At 56.9% G+C, this 17,344-nt stretch carries 18 protein-coding genes and 1 pseudogene; 9 read left to right on the forward strand and 10 right to left on the reverse strand.

Annotation, left to right across the window (positions count from 1 at the left end; translation table 11 throughout):
* Positions 1-77 precede the first annotated feature (77 nt).
* The 3 genes from ACN28Q_RS00545 (at position 78) to cmoB (ending at position 2,292) form a co-directional block, all read left to right on the forward strand.
* Positions 78-473, forward strand: a complete 396-nt coding sequence (locus ACN28Q_RS00545) for an MAPEG family protein (RefSeq protein ID WP_095844544.1) — start codon at positions 78-80, stop codon at positions 471-473.
* A 107-nt stretch (positions 474-580) separates the two neighbouring features.
* Positions 581-1,324, forward strand: coding sequence for a carboxy-S-adenosyl-L-methionine synthase CmoA (cmoA, locus tag ACN28Q_RS00550; RefSeq protein WP_095844545.1), 744 nt, complete (start codon positions 581-583; stop codon positions 1,322-1,324).
* Entirely contained in the window at positions 1,321-2,292 is a 972-nt protein-coding gene (gene cmoB, locus ACN28Q_RS00555) for a tRNA 5-methoxyuridine(34)/uridine 5-oxyacetic acid(34) synthase CmoB (RefSeq protein WP_095844546.1), read from the forward strand. Before cmoA ends, cmoB begins: the two co-directional genes overlap by 4 nt.
* Positions 2,293-2,343: 51 nt before the next feature.
* Here the strand turns inward: cmoB and cutC are convergent, their stop codons facing one another.
* Positions 2,344-3,102 (reverse strand): copper homeostasis protein CutC, encoded by a 759-nt coding sequence (cutC, locus tag ACN28Q_RS00560; RefSeq protein WP_095844547.1) that lies wholly within the window; start codon positions 3,100-3,102, stop codon positions 2,344-2,346.
* A gap of 106 nt (positions 3,103-3,208) precedes the next feature.
* Between cutC and ACN28Q_RS00565 the strand changes: the two genes are divergently transcribed.
* The gene (locus ACN28Q_RS00565) at positions 3,209-4,357 is read left to right on the forward strand and encodes a MalY/PatB family protein (protein ID WP_095844548.1); all 1,149 of its coding nucleotides are present in this window, start codon (positions 3,209-3,211) and stop codon (positions 4,355-4,357) included.
* On the opposite strand, the gene ACN28Q_RS00570 is transcribed toward ACN28Q_RS00565, so the two are convergent.
* On the reverse strand, positions 4,354-4,917 hold the full coding sequence (locus ACN28Q_RS00570; RefSeq protein ID WP_095844549.1) for a VOC family protein: 564 nt from the start codon (positions 4,915-4,917) through the stop codon (positions 4,354-4,356). The genes ACN28Q_RS00565 and ACN28Q_RS00570 overlap by 4 nt on opposite strands.
* 865 nt (positions 4,918-5,782) lie before the next feature.
* Between ACN28Q_RS00570 and argS the strand changes: the two genes are divergently transcribed.
* The gene (gene argS / locus ACN28Q_RS00575; RefSeq protein ID WP_095844550.1) at positions 5,783-7,513 is read left to right on the forward strand and encodes an arginine--tRNA ligase; all 1,731 of its coding nucleotides are present in this window, start codon (positions 5,783-5,785) and stop codon (positions 7,511-7,513) included.
* Positions 7,514-7,626: 113 nt separating this feature from the next.
* On the opposite strand, the gene murJ is transcribed toward argS, so the two are convergent.
* From murJ to rimJ, 4 genes are all read right to left on the reverse strand, one after another.
* Positions 7,627-9,165 carry a murein biosynthesis integral membrane protein MurJ gene (murJ, locus tag ACN28Q_RS00580; protein ID WP_095844551.1) on the reverse strand — a complete coding sequence of 513 codons (1,539 nt, stop codon included), beginning with the start codon at positions 9,163-9,165 and terminating at the stop codon, positions 7,627-7,629.
* A gap of 123 nt (positions 9,166-9,288) precedes the next feature.
* Positions 9,289-10,209: a Gfo/Idh/MocA family protein gene (locus tag ACN28Q_RS00585; protein WP_095844552.1), complete on the reverse strand. Its 921-nt coding sequence runs from the start codon at positions 10,207-10,209 to the stop codon at positions 9,289-9,291.
* Complete coding sequence (locus ACN28Q_RS00590; RefSeq protein ID WP_095844553.1) at positions 10,206-10,847, reverse strand: YceH family protein; 642 nt, start codon at positions 10,845-10,847, stop codon at positions 10,206-10,208. Before ACN28Q_RS00590 ends, ACN28Q_RS00585 begins: the two co-directional genes overlap by 4 nt.
* An 8-nt stretch (positions 10,848-10,855) precedes the next feature.
* On the reverse strand, positions 10,856-11,440 hold the full coding sequence (rimJ, locus tag ACN28Q_RS00595) for a ribosomal protein S5-alanine N-acetyltransferase (protein WP_095848856.1): 585 nt from the start codon (positions 11,438-11,440) through the stop codon (positions 10,856-10,858).
* A 78-nt stretch (positions 11,441-11,518) separates the two neighbouring features.
* On the opposite strand from rimJ, the gene ACN28Q_RS00600 reads away from it, so the two are divergent.
* The 4 genes and pseudogenes from ACN28Q_RS00600 to ACN28Q_RS00615 all read left to right on the forward strand — a co-directional run bounded on the left by ACN28Q_RS00600 (position 11,519) and on the right by ACN28Q_RS00615 (position 13,969).
* Complete coding sequence (locus tag ACN28Q_RS00600) at positions 11,519-11,659, forward strand: hypothetical protein (protein WP_165906991.1); 141 nt, start codon at positions 11,519-11,521, stop codon at positions 11,657-11,659.
* Positions 11,660-11,755: 96 nt separating this feature from the next.
* Positions 11,756-12,401: pseudogene (locus ACN28Q_RS00605) on the forward strand (hypothetical protein).
* A 159-nt stretch (positions 12,402-12,560) separates the two neighbouring features.
* The gene (gene grxB, locus ACN28Q_RS00610) at positions 12,561-13,205 is read left to right on the forward strand and encodes a glutaredoxin 2 (protein WP_095844554.1); all 645 of its coding nucleotides are present in this window, start codon (positions 12,561-12,563) and stop codon (positions 13,203-13,205) included.
* Between the two features lie 200 nt (positions 13,206-13,405).
* Entirely contained in the window at positions 13,406-13,969 is a 564-nt protein-coding gene (locus ACN28Q_RS00615; RefSeq protein WP_095844556.1) for a lipoprotein, read from the forward strand.
* A gap of 75 nt (positions 13,970-14,044) precedes the next feature.
* Here the strand turns inward: ACN28Q_RS00615 and ACN28Q_RS00620 are convergent, their stop codons facing one another.
* The 4 genes from ACN28Q_RS00620 to ACN28Q_RS00635 all read right to left on the reverse strand — a co-directional run bounded on the left by ACN28Q_RS00620 (position 14,045) and on the right by ACN28Q_RS00635 (position 17,286).
* Positions 14,045-14,605, reverse strand: coding sequence for a TorD/DmsD family molecular chaperone (locus ACN28Q_RS00620; RefSeq protein WP_095844557.1), 561 nt, complete (start codon positions 14,603-14,605; stop codon positions 14,045-14,047).
* Between the two features lie 43 nt (positions 14,606-14,648).
* A complete protein-coding gene (locus ACN28Q_RS00625; RefSeq protein ID WP_095844558.1) occupies positions 14,649-15,386 on the reverse strand; it encodes a phosphatase in 738 nt (245 codons plus the stop codon).
* A gap of 99 nt (positions 15,387-15,485) precedes the next feature.
* Positions 15,486-16,427 carry a glyoxylate/hydroxypyruvate reductase GhrA gene (gene ghrA / locus ACN28Q_RS00630; RefSeq protein ID WP_095844559.1) on the reverse strand — a complete coding sequence of 314 codons (942 nt, stop codon included), beginning with the start codon at positions 16,425-16,427 and terminating at the stop codon, positions 15,486-15,488.
* An 82-nt stretch (positions 16,428-16,509) separates the two neighbouring features.
* Positions 16,510-17,286 carry a GntR family transcriptional regulator gene (locus ACN28Q_RS00635; RefSeq protein WP_230469472.1) on the reverse strand — a complete coding sequence of 259 codons (777 nt, stop codon included), beginning with the start codon at positions 17,284-17,286 and terminating at the stop codon, positions 16,510-16,512.
* Between the last annotated feature and the right edge of the window lie 58 nt (positions 17,287-17,344).

The raw sequence follows: 17,344 nt of genomic DNA on the forward strand, positions 1-17,344 counted from the left end.
TGTTTTTCCGCGCGACAGTTTCCAGAATGACGGCTATCATGCTCAGTGCCAGTTTTGGTTAGGGAATGGAGTTAGAAATGGTAAGCGCGCTTTATGTGGTGCTCGGCGCATTGTTGTTGATAAAACTCTCTTATAACGTAGTGAAACTCAGAATGCAGTACCGCGTGGCCTATGGCGACGGCGGCTTTTACGAACTGCAAACGGCGATCCGGGTGCATGGCAACGCGGTGGAATATATCCCGATTGCCGCCGTGCTGCTGGTGCTGATGGAAATGAACGGCGCGCAGGTCTGGATGGTTCACATTTGCGGCATACTGTTGATTGCCGGGCGGCTGCTCCACTACTACGGGCTGCAAAACCGGGAAATTCGCTGGCGCCGCTCGGGCATGGCCGCCACCTATCTTTCACTGGTGCTGATGGTGTTAGCCAACCTGTTCTATCTGCCCTGGGAGCTGATTTTCACCTTTTATTAACTGACCCACGCCGCCGGCAAATTTTCCCGGCCCAGCATAAAATTGACGGGGTATATGCGGTTATCTGCTAGAATATGCCCCCTCGAATTCTTATCTGATTTGCCGCTATGCCAAACCGCGATACCCTTTTTTCTGCGCCAATCGCCAAACTGGGCGACTGGACCTTTGACGAGCGCGTCGCTGAAGTCTTCCCCGACATGATTCAGCGCTCCGTTCCCGGCTACTCCAACATCATTTCCATGATTGGTATGTTGGCCGAACGTTTCGTACAGCCCGATAGCCAGGTCTATGATCTGGGGTGTTCACTCGGCGCCGCAACGCTGTCAATGCGCCGGAATATCCGGGTAACGGGGTGCAACATCATTGCCGTTGATAACTCGCCGGCGATGGTTGAACGCTGCCGTCGCCATATTGATGCCTTCCGCGCCGACACGCCGGTTGAGGTGGTTGAAGCCGATATTCTGGACATCGACATTCAAAACGCCTCCATGGTGGTGCTCAATTTTACCCTGCAATTCCTCGAACCGGCCGACCGCCTGTGTATCCTGCAGCAGATTTACCGCGGCCTGCGCCCAGGCGGCGCGCTGGTGCTGTCGGAAAAATTCAGTTTTGAAGATGCCAACGTCGGCGAACTGCTGTTCAACATGCATCACGATTTCAAGCGTGCTAACGGCTACAGCGAGCTGGAAATCAGCCAGAAGCGCAGCATGCTGGAAAACGTGATGCTGACCGATTCCGTGCAGGTGCACAAAGCGCGTTTGCAACAGGCGGGCTTCCAGCATGCGGAAGTCTGGTTCCAGTGCTTCAACTTCGGTTCCCTGATCGCGCTGAAAGCGGAGGATGCGGCATGATTGAATTTGGCGATTTTTATCAGCGCATCGCGAAAAGCCCGCTTAGCCACTGGCTGGATACCCTGCCGGCGCAGATAAGCAGTTGGCAGCGCGAATCGCTGCACGGCAAATTCAAACAGTGGTTTAACGCCGTTGAGCATCTGCCGGCCCTCACGCCCACGCAGTTGGATCTGCAAAACGGCGTGTGCGCCGCGCTGGAACAGCCGCTGTCGGCCGGCCAGCGGGAAGGCATTGAGAAAATGCTGCGTAACCTGATGCCCTGGCGCAAAGGGCCATTCTCGCTGTACGGCATTGATATCGACACCGAATGGCATTCGGACTGGAAGTGGGATCGCGTGCTGCCGCACATTTCCCCACTGGCCGGCCGCACGATCCTGGACGTCGGCTGCGGCAGCGGCTACCACATGTGGCGCATGGTCGGCGCAGGCGCCCATTTGGTGGTGGGTATTGATCCCATGCAGCTATTTTTGTGCCAGTTCGAGGCGGTGCGCAAACTGTTGGGCGGCGATCAGCGCGCGCACCTGCTGCCGCTGGGCATTGAACAGTTGCCGGAACTGGCGGCGTTTGACACCGTGTTCTCCATGGGCGTGCTCTACCACCGCCGTTCACCACTGGATCATCTCTACCAGTTGAAAAACCAGTTGGTGCATGACGGTGAGCTGGTGCTGGAAACGCTGGTGGTGGAAGGCGATCGCCATCAGGTGTTGGTACCGGGTGACCGCTACGCGCAGATGCGCAACGTGTACTTTATTCCGTCGACCGAAGCCCTGAAATCCTGGCTGGAGAAATGTGGGTTTGTTGATGTAAAAGTGGCGGATGTGTGCGTCACCAGCACGGAAGAACAGCGCCGCACCGGTTGGATGACCAGCGAGTCGCTGGCGGATTTTCTCGATCCCGACGATCACAGTAAAACCGTGGAAGGCTACCCAGCGCCGCTGCGCGCGGTGCTGGTGGCAAGAAAACCCTAGGCCTAATATGCAACGGCAGGTGAAACGCCTGCCGTTGCGTCGCCCTATTCGCTACAGGCTTTTTGCCAGCGGGTTGGCTTGCAACAGCGCGTCTTTCATCGCCGCCACCATATCCCCGTCAACGCAATAGTGGCTGAACTCATCAAAATCATTATCTGCACACATGGTGACCCCCGCTTTGCGATAACGCATAAACGAAGGGATGCTGTGCCCCGATGAGCTATGCAACTCCTGAATGCCGATATCAACAAACTTTTGCAGGTTGCTCAACCGCACCCCGGCACCGGCCATAATTACCGGCCGCTGGCTGGCGTAAACCAGATCGCGCAGCAGCGGCAGGCCAAGCTCGGCGTTTTGCTGTTGCCCAGAGGTCAGAATGCGCGCCACGCCAAGCTGCGTGAGTTGCTCAAGCGCCACCATCGGGTTTTGGCACATATCAAACGCGCGGTGAAAGGTCACGGCCATCGAGCCGCACAGCGCCATCATTTCGCGCATGCGCGGCAAATCGATGTGCCCGTCCTGATCCAGAATGCCGAACACCACGCCGGGGAAGCCCATATCACGGATCCGGGCGATATCGTATTTCATCACCTCAAAATCTTCCTCACCGTAGCAAAAATCGCCGCCGCGCGGGCGCACAATCGGGTGCACCGGCACCTTAACCTGCGCTTTGGCCAGGCGCAATGCGCCATAGCTCGGCGTTAGCCCCCCTTCGCTCTGGCTGGCGCACAGTTCAATGCGATCGGCCCCCGCCTGTTCAGCCGTCAGCGCACACGCGACGCTATAGCAGCAAACTTCCAGTTTTATCATCATTACCTCCTCAATGACGGCCAAAATACAACGCAGTTGTTATCCGCAAGAATTCTCGCGTAGGCTCAAGATCTCACCCACTCATCCTGGGCTTAGGAGAAACACTATGGCATTCAATTTTGATCAACAGATAGACCGCAGTCACAGTGACAGCGTTAAATGGGATAAATATCATGGCCGCGATATTATTCCGCTGTGGGTGGCCGACACCGATTTTCGCTCGCCGCCGGCCGTGATCGCGGCGCTGCAACAGCGCGTCGCACACGGTATATTTGGCTACGGCCACCCTTCGCCTGATCTGATCGCGGTGTTTGTCCAGCGCATGGTAGAGCGATATGGTTGGCACATCAAACCGGAATGGCTGGTGTTTCTGCCGGGGCTTATCAGCGGCCTTAACCTGTGTGTGCAGGCGTTCAGCGCGCCAGGGGAAGGTACGTTGGCGCCCAATCCCATCTACCCACCCTTTCGCAAAGCGGCGAAATTTTCCGGGCGCTCGCAGATTGCCATTCCGTTGGCGTTGCGCCAGCGGCGCTGGGTGATGGATCTCACCGCTGCCGAAGCCCAGCTCACCGGCAAAGAACGGCTGTTGATGCTGTGCAATCCGCAAAACCCCGGCGGCACCGTTTACCGCCGCGATGAACTCTTGGCACAACACACCTTTGCCCAACGGCACGATCTGGTTGTCTGTTCCGACGAAATCCACTGTGATCTGCTGCTGGAGCCGGGCCTGCGCCATATACCTTTCGCCACCCTCAACGCCGATGCCGAACAGCGGAGCATCACGTTAATGGCGCCGTCGAAAACCTTTAATATCGCCGGCTTAGGCGCAGCGATGGCGATTATCCCCAATCCGGCATTGCGCCAGCGCTTCAACCGCCAACGCAGCGGCCTTGTGCCGCCGGTGGACATATTGGCGCTGACCGCCGCCCATGCCGCCTACCGTGATAGCCAAGCCTGGCTGGATGAACTGCTGGACTATCTGCGGGCTAACCGCGATCGCGTTAGCCAACGGATCAACGCGATGCCCGGCTTGCAGTTGCAGCCGATAGAGGCCACCTATCTGGCCTGGTGTGATTGCAGCGGGCTGCCGGTAGAAAACCCACACGCGTTCTTTGAACAAGCCGGCGTGGGGCTCAGCCCCGGGCTGGAATTCGGCAACCGCCATTTTGTACGGCTCAACTTCGGTTGCCGGCGTGAATTGCTTGATAGCGCGCTCGATCGCATGGAGCAGGCAATTGCTGCGCTGGCGCCTTAACCGCGTTCGCTGGCGACCACCTCGCGAATAGAGTACGGATGGAATTTCAGGGTCACGCTGCCGTCGCTAATCGCCAGCGTCGGATTGGCCAGGCGTTCCCCTTCCCCTTTTGGCGCACTGTATTTCAGCTTGATGCCGGGCGCCAGTAACGCCGCATCCGGCAAGTGTTGCAGCGCATTGGCGTATAACGCGGCCGGCTCGCCGCCGATCACCAGTTCGACATGTTCCCAGCCTTCATGGGGATAGCGCTTCTCACCCGGATACGGCAGCTCAACGCAATCGATCTGCCACGGCCCAATCTGCAACGGCGTCGCCAAATCAAACAGGCAAATCGGCCGCCCGTTAATCATGGCTTGCGATAACAGCGTGCCGCACTGCAACAGCCCCTGGCGCCAGCGTTCTGCGGTGGCATTCTGGTGGCAACGCACGGCGATGTGATCGGCGGTAAACAATGACAAATCAAGATCGAGCTTGTCAGCAAATTGCGCCAGCGCCTGGGTAAAACGCGGCAAATCCAGCGCTAAATCATTCAGCTCAGCAACGGCTGATAAAGGGGCCATAACTCTCCCGGTAGTAAACAAAGACCATAGGCGCCTAATTTACCTGTTTACGCTGCGCGTATCCACGCGCAGCACATGTTGCTGGCTGCGATTTACGGCGTTGCGCCCTCTAATCCCACAAAAAATAAAGGCACAACAAAAACGGCACTTTATTGAAACCGCCAGTGCCACGTCATTTCCATTCAAATTTTAAGAATTATCTCACCAGGAATACTTTAGGATATCAGGGATTGCCGTTAACACCCGGGAACCTATACAGACGATAAGGCACGTAAAAAATAGCAGTTAACCGTCACTAATCGTCATTTAATAGCATAATATTGACTTTACGATAAAAAACGGCCAAAAAATGCACCATATGACTGTTTTTATTGTATTTATTATTTACTCATGATGAGACTTATCTTAAATGCGTTCCGGCTAATTGATTCAAAATTACTATTGGGCTACTTTGGCGAAATGTTAAAAATACGGGATAGATAAACATGTTGCTCTTAACGATATGCTTAGTTCTGATCGTGGTCGCTAGCTATGCGATTTATCGGCATTTCAAAACGCGCCGCAATAACACGCTCAGTTCTGGCCGTCATAATAAAAAACACTAACGCGTATTTATTATTTTTAGTTAACCAACCGGCTGTCGGATTTTTAACAGGTTATCGTTCCTATCTATCACCGCCAAGGCCTTGGCATTTCCCTCTTCCTTCACCGCTTCCTGCGCGGCAACTACTGACGCGGCGCCGCAGATCAGTTACAATTATGCGCTGTTTTGTGGTTGGCCGCCGTTTCTCAACACGGCCAGTTAACCCGCATTGAATCCGGAGGGGCGCGCCAGCGTCCCTCGTTTGTCATTTAAGGTAACCCGGTGAATATTCAGGTTCTTCTTTCAGATAAAATCAGCCAGGCGCTGATTGCCGCAGGCGCGCCAGCCGATTGCGAAGCGCAGGTGCGCCAGTCCGCTAAGGCCCAGTTTGGTGATTATCAGGCAAACGGCGTGATGGCCGTGGCCAAAAAACTCGGCATGCCGCCGCGCCAATTGGCCGAAAAGGTCGTGCAACTGTTGGATCTTGGCGATATCGCCAGCAAAGTTGAAATTGCCGGTCCTGGCTTCATCAATATCTTTTTGAATAGCACATGGGTAGCTCAACAGGCCGAACGTATCCTGGCCGCGCCGAAGCTTGGCATTACCCCGGTTGCACCGCAGACCATCGTGATCGACTACTCGGCGCCGAACGTGGCAAAAGAAATGCACGTCGGCCACCTGCGCTCCACCATCATTGGCGATGCTGCCGCCCGCACGCAGGAATTTCTCGGCCATAAAGTGATCCGCGCCAACCACGTCGGCGACTGGGGCACCCAGTTCGGCATGCTGATCGCCTATCTGGAAAAAATGCAAAACGAGAGCGCCAGCGATATGGAACTGGCGGATCTGGAACAGTTCTACCGCGAAGCCAAAAAACACTACGATGAAGACGCAGCCTTCGCGGAGCGCGCACGCGCCTATGTGGTGAAACTGCAGGGTGGCGATGACTACTGCCTGAAGATGTGGCGCAAGCTGGTCGACGTTACCATGGCGCAAAACCAGAAAACCTATAACCGCCTGAACGTCACGCTCACTGAAGATGACGTGATGGGTGAAAGCTTGTACAACGCGATGCTGCCAGGCATCGTCGCCGATCTGAAAGCCAAAGGGCTGGCGGTGGAAAGCGAAGGCGCCACTGTGGTCTTCCTGGATGAATACAAAAACAAAGAAGGCGAACCAATGGGGGTCATCATCCAGAAAAAGGATGGCGGCTACCTGTACACCACCACCGATATCGCCTGCGCCAAATACCGCTACGAAACGCTGGGCGCCAATCGCGTGCTGTACTATATCGACTCACGCCAGCACCAGCACCTGATGCAGGCCTGGACCATCGTGCGCAAAGCCGGCTACGTGCCCGATTCCGTCTCGCTTGAGCACCATATGTTCGGCATGATGTTAGGCAAAGACGGCAAGCCGTTTAAAACCCGTTCCGGCGGCACCGTCAAGCTGGCCGATCTGCTGGATGAAGCCGTTGAGCGCGCCGGTAAGCTTATCGCCGAGAAGAACCCAGATTTGCCGGCGGAAGAACTGCAGCAGTTGATCAATGCGGTTGGCATCGGCGCAGTGAAATATGCCGATCTGTCAAAAAGCCGCACCACCGACTACATCTTCGACTGGGACAACATGCTGGCCTTTGAGGGCAACACCGCCCCTTACATGCAGTATGCCTATACCCGCGTGTCTTCAGTATTCAAACGCGCCGGCCTGGAGGAGAGCGATCTCACCCTGCCGATGCAACTGACTGAAAATCGTGAAATCGCCCTAGCGACCCGCCTGCTGCAGTTTGAAGAAACCATCACCACCGTGGCGCGTGAAGGCACCCCGCACGTGATGTGCGCCTACCTGTACGATCTGGCCGGCCTGTTCTCCGGTTTCTACGAGGACTGCCAAATCCTTAATGCAGAAAGCGAAGCCGTGCGCCAAAGCCGGCTGAAGCTGGCGCTGCTGACGGCGAAAACGCTGAAAACCGGCCTGGATACCTTGGGTATCGAAACCGTCGAGCGCATGTAACCGCCGGCCCTGCGGCCGCCAGGTGTTAAAAAGCCGCCTTACCGTTGCCGATAAGGGGGCTTTTTTTAAGCCGCTATGTTAACCACGGCGGGGGAATCCCCCCGCCCCAGCGCTCACTGCGCAACGCGGCGCGCGAAATCGCGCGGGCGGAACCCCAGCAGCCCGAGCACGCCGAAATACGCGACGATACCGGCAACCACCACAGCCGCCAGGCGCAACAGGCGCGCCAGCATCGAACCCTGATCCCAGGCCGGCATCACCCACATCAGCGCCACCAGCACCGCAGACATCACCAACACCGCGATCACCAGTTTGCCAAAAAACCGGCCCCAGCCCGGCTGCGGCTGGAAAATTTTCTGCTTGCGCAGTTGCCAATACAGCAGCGAGGCGTTCAAGCAGGCGGCCAGGCCGATGGACAGCGACAGCCCCGCATGTTTCAGCGGGCCGATGAACGCCAGGTTCATCACCTGGGTCATGATTAACGTGACTATGGCAATCCTGACCGGCGTTCTGATGTCCTGGCGCGAATAGAAACCGGGCGCCAACACTTTCACCACGATCAGCCCGATCAAGCCCACCGAATAGGCCACCAACGCGCGCTGGGTCATCGCGGCATCAAACGCGGTGAATTTGCCGTACTGGAACAGCGACACGGTCAGCGGTTTCGCCAGAATGCCCAGCGCGATAGCGCTCGGTAATGCCAGCAGGAAACACAGGCGCAGCCCCCAGTCCATCAGGCGCGAATACTCATCATGGTTGCCGCTGGAAAAGCTTTTCGCCAGTGAAGGCAGCAGGATGGTGCCCAACGCCACGCCTAGCACCCCGGAGGGGAACTCCATCAGGCGATCGGCATAGTACATCCAGGAGACCGAGCCAGAGACCAAGAACGAGGCAAAGATGGTATTGATAATCAGGGAAATCTGGCTGACCGAAACGCCAAGGATCGCCGGCCCCATCTGGCGCATAACCCGCCACACGCCGGCATCGCGCCACTTGACGCGCGGCAGCACCAGCATGCCGATTTTCTTCAAATGCGGCAGTTGGTAGAACAGTTGCAACAGGCCGCCCACCACCACCGCCCAGGCCAGCGCCATTACCGGCGGGTGGAAATACGGCGCGGCAAACAACGCAAAGCCAATCATGCTGACGTTCAACAGGGTTGGCGCAAACGCCGGGATAGAAAAACGGTTCCAGGTATTGAGGATCGCCCCCACCAGCGAGGCCAGCGAGATCAGCAGAATATAAGGGAAAGTCACGCGCAGCAGCGCCGAAGTCAGCGCGAATTTATCGGGCGTATCGGTAAAGCCCGGCGCGGTGATGTAGATAACCCAGGGCGCCGCCACCATGCCCAGCACGGTGACCAGCGCCAAAACCAGCGTGAGCAGGCCGGAGACATAGGCAATGAAGGTGCGGGTCGCCTCTTCGCCCTGCTGGCTTTTATATTCAGCCAGGATCGGCACGAACGCCTGAGAAAATGCCCCTTCGGCAAAAATACGCCGCAGCAGGTTGGGGAGTTTAAACGCCACAAAAAAGGCATCGGTTGCCATACCCGCGCCAAACACGCGCGCCACGATAGCATCGCGGGCAAAGCCCAGCACCCGTGAAAACATCGTCATGGAGCTTACGGCGGCCAGTGATTTTAATAGATTCATGTGGTTTTTCTGGTGTGTACTGAAATATCAACGCCTGCAAGCTGCAGGCGCCAGTGAAAGATGCCGAGTCAGTTTACGCATCTGCAAAAGAATAGCTACCGCCATATGTTACATAGGGTTGCCTTACACACCGGCTTCGCGCAGCAGCGTTTCGACCACCCGCTGGGCCATCAATGCCTGCTCACCACTGGTGTCCGGCGCCGTCTGGTTACCGACCGCCGCAATAAAATGCTGGATGGCGCCGGTGAAACCGCGCTGCGCCAGCGTGCTTTGCCAACCGGGCGCCGGTTGCTCGGTGATACCCTGCTTATCCTCGCGCAGCCACTGACGCATATCATTGATTTGATACAGCGCGCCCTCGGTTACCGCCTGCACGCTTTCACGTTGGCTGCCTGCGCAGCGGTGCATACTGGTGGTCACCCACACTTCGCCGCACTGAAAATGGTGTTCGGCATACAGCATTTCACCGGCCTCGTTGGTGCGCAACGCCCCGCTTAGCCGTTTACCGTCATCCCCCGCCAGCCACAGCGCGGTATCGATCACATGCAGGTAATCATCCAGCAAGGTAAAACGCAGCTTTCCCGGGCCAACGCTGTCCGCCCGGTGTTTATCCATGCGGATAGCGGCCGGCGCCTGCATCTGCTGCTTTAGCTGCTGATACAGCGGCGCAAAACGGCGGTTAAAGCCGACCATCAGCGCTTTGCCGCGCGCGGCGGCCAGCGCCAGCAACCGTTCGCCCTGTTCGAGGGTTTCTGCCAGCGGTTTATCGACATACACATGCACGCCAAGATTCAGCAGTTCCTGCACGACGGGATAATGGCTGGCGGTGCTGCTGTGCACGAATACGGCATCGCACTGCCGCGCCAGCGTATCCAGACGCGGGAAGCACGCCATGCGATAGCTGTCGCACACTGCCTGCGCCTTATGCTGATTGGGGGAAAACCCGCCGACCAGTTGCCAGTCCGCCGCCTGGCTTAGCACCGGCAGATAGGCCTTTTGCGCAATACCGCCCAGCCCTACCACACCAATGCGTAGCTTGCTCATGCTTCCCCCCGCGCCAACAGTTGCGCCAGTTGCTGCTTCAACGCCACAACCTCGTCTTCCAGTTGGGCAACCCGCGCGCTTAATGTGCTATCTCCGCTGTCTTCTGCAGGCAGCGGCACATCGCTCGCCGCACCGCTGAACAAGTGCATAAAACGGCTTTCCCGCTTGCCCGGCTCGCGCGCCAGCCGCGCCACGAACGGCCCGTCTTCCCGTTCGGCCAGGGTGGACAATACCTGCTCAACTTCGCCGACGTCGCTGAATTCATACATCCGGTTGGTTCGGGTGCGCAACTCACCCGGCGTCTGCGGCCCGCGCAACAACAGCGTTGCGATCACCGCCACTTCAGCCGGCGAGAGCTTAAGCTGGCCAAATTCGGAATTGCAAAAGCGCTGTTCATATTTCACCACCCGGTTGCCGAAACCGCTCAGCGTGCGCAGGAAATGGCGCTTTAGCAGCAGATCGATCACCTGCTGCACGTCCGTTTCAGCCATCTCCATCACCGGATCGCGGTTGGTTTTTTGGTTGCAGGCCAGCGTAATGGCATTCAACGACAGCGGGTACTGATCCGGTGTGGTGACCTGCTTTTCCAACAGGCAGCCGATAACCCGGGCTTCCGGGGCGCTCAGTTCATATTTCATGTCAGCTCTCAGCGTGGCGGTAGCCACTCTTTATTGGTGTAAGCGGTCAAAACGTGATCCTGCCATTTACCGTCGATCAGCAGGTAATCCTTGGCATAACCTTCGCGCTCGAAACCCAAGCGGGTGAGCAACGCACCGCTGCGCCGGTTATGCGGCATGTAGTTGGCCATAATGCGGTGCATACGCTGTTGGCGCAGCATGTAACGTATGGCGGCCTGCAAGGCTTCATACATCAGACCTTGCCCTTGCCACTTTTCGCCCAGCGAATAGCCGAGAAAGCAGGCGTAAAACGAGCCGCGCAATACATTGCTGAAGTTAGCCACGCCGCGCACTTCCTGTTCATCGGGATCCAACAAGATAAAATAGTAGGCACTGCCCTGCTTTTGCATATCCGCAATCATACCCAGGCGCGCTTGCCAGCCGGAAGGATAGCAGTGGCTTTCATCACGCACCGGCTCCCAAGGCTTGAGAAAGGCGCGATTTTCCGCGTAATAGTCGGCCAGGCGGTAGGCATCCCGTTCATGGACTAAACGGACAACCAGCCTGTCGGTGGCAAGGCGTACTTTTGGTGATGCAGAGCGGTAGCCAAACATCATTTCCCTCGTGGTCTGAGCGATTCATTTAAAGAAAGGGCGTGCCCATCGGCGCTTCACCTTGCAGGTGCAGGCAAGATGAAAATAAAGGATATATTAATAGGTAATATACCCACAGCCGCCCCCACAGGTAAAACCCCCGGCGCTCAGGAAATCGCCATTCAGGCATTTTTCTTGATTTTTATGCATTTTCAGCGTGCTAGCCGCCGATTAAGCTAAAAAATATTCCACCTACTCCCCTAGCCGAACAAGGATATTGGGCGCAAAATAGCTGGGTTAATCTCCCCTTTCCTTCTTTATTGCTCGTGGTGAAGCATGTCTTTGGTCTCGCAAGCGCGGCGCTTGGGTAAAGGCTTTTTATTACTCGATAACCTGTTAGTGGTTTTAGGCTTTTTTGTCGTCTTTCCGCTTATTTCAATTCGTTTTGTCGATCAGCTCGGCTGGGCGGCTCTGGTGGTCGGTATTGCGTTGGGGCTACGCCAACTGGTGCAGCAGGGATTAGGGGTGTTTGGCGGCGCAATCGCCGATCGCTTCGGCGCAAAACCGATGATTGTGAGTGGAATGCTGCTGCGCGCCGCAGGCTTTGCCACCATGGCGATGGCGGATAAACCCTGGCTGCTGCCGGCGTATCGCATATCTACCGTGCGCGCCCCGATGAAAGACGGCGTCATGCGCGTGGTGCGCGATCGCCGCTTCCTGACCTACGTGCTGACGCTAACCGGCTATTATATGCTGGCCGTGCAGGTGATGCTGATGCTGCCTATTTAGTCGCCTGGGGTTGGCGCTTGGCGGGGCGCTGGGCTATGCCGGCGGCGGTTGGATGTATGATACCGGCCGCGCCCTGGCCATGCCGGAAATGCCCTGGCTGATGCTGGGGATCGTTGGTTTCGCCACGCTGGCGACGCTTTACCGGCAGTTCACGGTACACTCGGCCGCGCCGGCGGTGCTACGCGGCCATTAAGCCCGGCCCTGCCCGGAGCCAAATAACCCACTATAAAATATGTAATTACCACACAAAACCGCTATCATTAGTAGATTATCTGGCAGCAACATTGCTCAACCACTGCGCAATGCCATAGTAACCATTGCTGTTACCTCAGTTACAGGAAAGGGAGCAAATATGAAACTGTTTATTTATGACCATTGCCCATTTTGCGTAAAGGCGCGCATGATTTTTGGCTTAAAAAATTTGCCAGTCCGCCTGATTACCCTGCTGAACGACGATGAAACCACGCCAATTACCATGATCGGCAAAAAAATGGCGCCCATCCTGCAAAAGGACGATGGCACTTACATGCCGGAAAGCATGGACATCGTGCACTACGTCGATCGGCTTGACGGCAAACCGGTGCTGACCGGGCCAAGTAACCCGGCTATCGCCGATTGGCTGAATCAAACCGGCTACATCAATAAATTACTCTTGCCGCGCTTTGCCCATGCCGATTTCGAAGAGTTCGCCACCGACAGCGCGCGCCAATACTTCACCCATAAGAAACAGGCCGCCATTGGCGACTTCGCGGCGCATTTGGCCAACAGCGCTGATTTGATCGACCAGCTTGAAGCAGATTTACAGCGGCTTTCCCCGCTGATCGTTTCCGCCGAGGCGGTAAACGGCGAGCTGTCCGACGATGATATTCACCTGTTCCCCACCTTGCGTTCGTTGTCGATCGTCGCCGGCGTCACCCTGCCGGCCAATGTCGAAGCCTACCGTAACCGCATGGCTGAACGCAGCGACATTCCGCTGTTGCTGGATATGGAACAGTAATCACTACGATGGGCAACGGCGGGTGCCGCCGGCATTACGCGTTGCCATCGCCTTCCCCCAGCGCCTGGTTTCAGCGTTTTCCGATAGGCTCCCGCCGCCATCTCACGCACGATCGTTCCCCCGACGGCCTGCCGTTTCGCCCGCGGGTGCCGCAGAGTATACTAAGCGGCTTTATGCACCGACAGTTTGATGAGGCCTAAATGAAAAAGATTTGGATGGGCGTGGCAGCCCTGGTGTTCACCGGCGCCATCGCCGGTTGTAACCAACTAACCCAGTACACGCTCAGCGAGCAGGAAGTGAACGACTACCTGCAAAAGCATAACGATTACAAAAAACAGATTGGGGTACCGGGGCTGGTGGATGCCAACATCGTGCTAACCCAGTTGCAAAGCCAGATCGGCCGCAGCGAGCCGGGCAAGGTTACGCTGTCTGGCAATGCCAAAGTGAACATTACGTCGATCCTCGGCCCGCAGGAAGCCGATCTGCAACTGTCGCTGAAGGCGCAGCCGGTTTACGATCGTGAGCAAGGCGCGGTATTCCTGAAAGACATGGAGCTGACCGACTATAAAGTGCAGCCAGAAAAAATGGATACCGTGATGAAAGCATTAACGCCGTATCTGAACCAGTCATTGAAGAGCTATTTCAATCAGAAACCGGCCTATGTGCTAAACCCGGAAAACAGCAAAACCGAAGCGCTGGCAAGAAAACTGGCGAAGGGGCTGGAAGTGAAACCGGGTGAATTGGTGATCCCTTTTACCGACTAACCCACCGGTTGCCCTGCGAGCGCCTGCGGGGCAACGCCACACGGGCGCAATCTGTTGCGCCCAATGTTCAGATGATTACTCTTCGCCCTGCTGATACTCCGCCAGTTCGTCACGCATCGCCTGCAACGCCGCGCGCGTGATTTCGGCCAGCGTACGGTAAAAACCGCTGGTGGCGTGCGATTCCACCTTGCCGAGAAAACGGCCACACCACGGCAATAGAAATTCATCAAACAAGGTAATTTGCGCCAGCGTTTCGTCTTCCTGGGATTGGTCCTCCAGCCAGGAGGCGGCCAACAGCAACAGGCCAAAATGGTCCACCGGCGATGGCGCCAGCGGCATGCCGCGCTGCTGCAAGAAAGCCCTGACCGGCGCTTCGTCTTCCCCTTCAACATAGGCGGAGCGGAATGGCGGTACGCTGCATTCGCTGCCCACGAACAGGGCGTTGAAATCCGCAGCCAGCAGTGGCGGCTCACAGCCTTGCTGCAAACGTGCCAGCAGGGCGTCCTGTTCCAATGGCCAGTTCTCCTGCAGCTTGCCCTCTTTAATCAGGGTAAACAACGGAACCAGCAAAGGATCCTGCGGCTGGCGGTAAAACAGCGTCCCCAACACGCGGCAGACGATGGAAAATTCATTCATAATAGCGGCCTATTCAATAACGTAAAAAATTTGCGTGACGATGTCACAAATCCGCCAGTTCCGCAATTGCCGGTTTGCCGCGCTGCTCAAGAAAATTTAACAGGCGGCGAGGGCTGACGTTCAAAATACGCGCCTGGGGGAACCCCACCTCATCGATAACGCGTTCGCACTCCGCGAAGTTGCCCAATGAAAAGGCAATGTGCGAATCAGAGCCTAATGACAGCCAGCCGCCGGCATCGCGCACGGCGGCGGCGATCGCCCGGCAATTGGGCCCGCTGCCCTTGCGCGAATGGGTGAAAGACGAGTTGTTCAGCTCCAGCGCCACATTGTATTTGGCGGCGGCGGCGGCCACTTCGGCAATGTCGATCGGATAACGGGGATTGCCGGGGTGGCTGATGATGTGCACGTTGCCCTGGGCCATGGTGGCGATCATCGCCTGGGTATTGGCCGCCTTATCCTGCGGCGCCAATACCGGCTCATGAAAGCCGGCAATGATCAGATCCAGCTCATTGAGCATCGGGCCGGTGCAGTCGATATCCCCTTCCAGGTTCTTGATGTTGGCCTCAATGCCGCGCAGGATACCTACGCCATCCACCAGGCGCGGCCATACCCGCATATTCATAAAGTGCCAATAGTGCGGCGCATCCGCCATATCCGGGCCGTGATCGGTGATGGCAAATAGCGCGATCCCTTTGCGTTTGGCTTCGGCAATATAGTCATGCAACGTACTGTAGGCATGGGTGCTGGCAACGGTATGCATATGTAAATCAACGGGGTACATGGGCTCTCCTGTTTAATTGCCCGCAGTGCATCGCGGGCCGGGGCTACGGGGCTTTATCGTCAAAAACGGCGGCCGGGCGCGATGCAAAAAATGAACTCATCAGTAACCACGCCGGCGGTCAACCCTGCCAGCCGGCACTTCCCCGGCTTCAAGCGCCCGAATGGTGGCCACAATCTGATCCATTGCCGGCTCCGGCAATGTCATGGCGGCAATATGCGGGGTTAGCGTGACACGCGGATGACGCCAAAACGGATGCTGCGCCGGCAGTGGCTCGGTGACAAAAACATCCAGCACCGCCGCCGTGATCTGCCCGGATGCCAACGCAGACAGTAAATCGTCTTCCACCAGATGGCCACCGCGGGCGATGTTAATCAGGTAGGCGCCCGGGGCCAGTTGGGAAAATAGCGCATTATTCAGGATGCCGGCCGTGTGCGGCGTGTTGGGCAACAGATTGATCAGCAACTTCACACCGTGCAGGAAGGCCGCTCGCTGTTCCTCGCCCGCATAGCTTGCCACTCCCGCAATCTGCTTGGGGCTGCGGCTCCAACAGCGCACGTTAAAACCCAATGCCGCCAATGCCTGCGCAACGCGTTTACCCAACACGCCCGCCCCCAGTATCCCCACGGTAAAATCAGCGTAGGTGTGGGGCGCCAGCGGTTGCCAGCACCCCTGCTGTTGCTGCAGTTGGTATTCATCGAAGCGCCGGAAATAGCGCAGCGCATAGCTCAACACATACTCCTGCATCTGCTGCGCCATGCCGGTATCTTCAAGCCGAAACAGCGGCACGCCCTCCGGCAGCAGGCCAGGGTTTTCCCGCTCTTGCTGTAAAATGGCGTCAACCCCGGCGCCTAATGAAAAGATGCCTTTCAACTGCGGCTGGCCCGCCAGCATGTCGAACGGCGGCCGCCACACCAGCGCATAGTCGGCCGGGCGCCGATCGCCGGGCAGCCATTGGCGCACGTTAGCCTGCGGCAAACGCCGGGTTAAGCCGGCAAACCAGATATCGGGATCGGTGGTGCGATCGTAGAAAATGATGTCCATAATCAGAGTCCCTGCGCGTCAAATGCCTTTAAGCCTTCCCTGATTTCAGCGCCAATGCAAGTACATTCACACCGGCCCGGCGTCAATCAGCAGCACCCGCGTTGCTAAGCGGCCAGGACTCGAACAGGTAACCATCGAAGTTGATGTCGTCGACGTCAGAAAACTCCAGCAGGCGATTTTTCACGTTTTCCAGGTGCTGCCACATGGCCAGCTTGGCGGCGCCGGGGTCTTTTTTCACCAGGGTAGAGAGAATGTACTTGTGATCGGTCAACCATTCCTTGCGGTAATCGTTGTTGATCAGGCGGCTGTGCAGTTGCATCCACATCGGGTTATTTTCGCGCCATGTCCAGGAATGCTTGAAAAGCTCCACCATCAGGCTGTTATGCGTCGCCTCGGCAATCGCCAGGTGGAACTGCATATCGCCGCTTTCCTTGCCGTTGTGCGCCAGCTCATACTCTTCAACCTGGAGCGCCTGACGCATTTTGATGATATCTTCCCGCGTGGCCTGCAACGCGGCAAACTCCGCAATATTGCTTTCAAGCAGTTGGCGCGCCTGGAGCATTTCAAACGGGCCGGCATTATTGCTCTGCGCGTCGAGCGCCGCACCGGGCGCATGCTCAAGCGGGTTCTTCAGCAGGAAAATGCCCGCCCCGCGTTTGACTTCAATCAGCCCTTCTATTTCCAGCATGATCAGTGCCTCACGCACCACGGTACGTGAAACGTTCAACGTATCCGCCAACTCCCGCTCCGGCGGCAAGCGCTGGCCAATGCGATACTGCTGTTGCGAAATCATTGAACGCAGTATGCCCCCGACCTCCTGATAAGGCCGCTGGAGCGCCGCTGCGGGTTGCGTGGTCATAGGCTGTATTTTCATCGTTGCTTTGCGCTGGGGCCGACAGTGAAAAAAGTGGTGTAAT

This window comes from Gibbsiella quercinecans (assembly GCF_002291425.1).
Lineage (GTDB): Bacteria > Pseudomonadota > Gammaproteobacteria > Enterobacterales > Enterobacteriaceae > Gibbsiella > Gibbsiella quercinecans.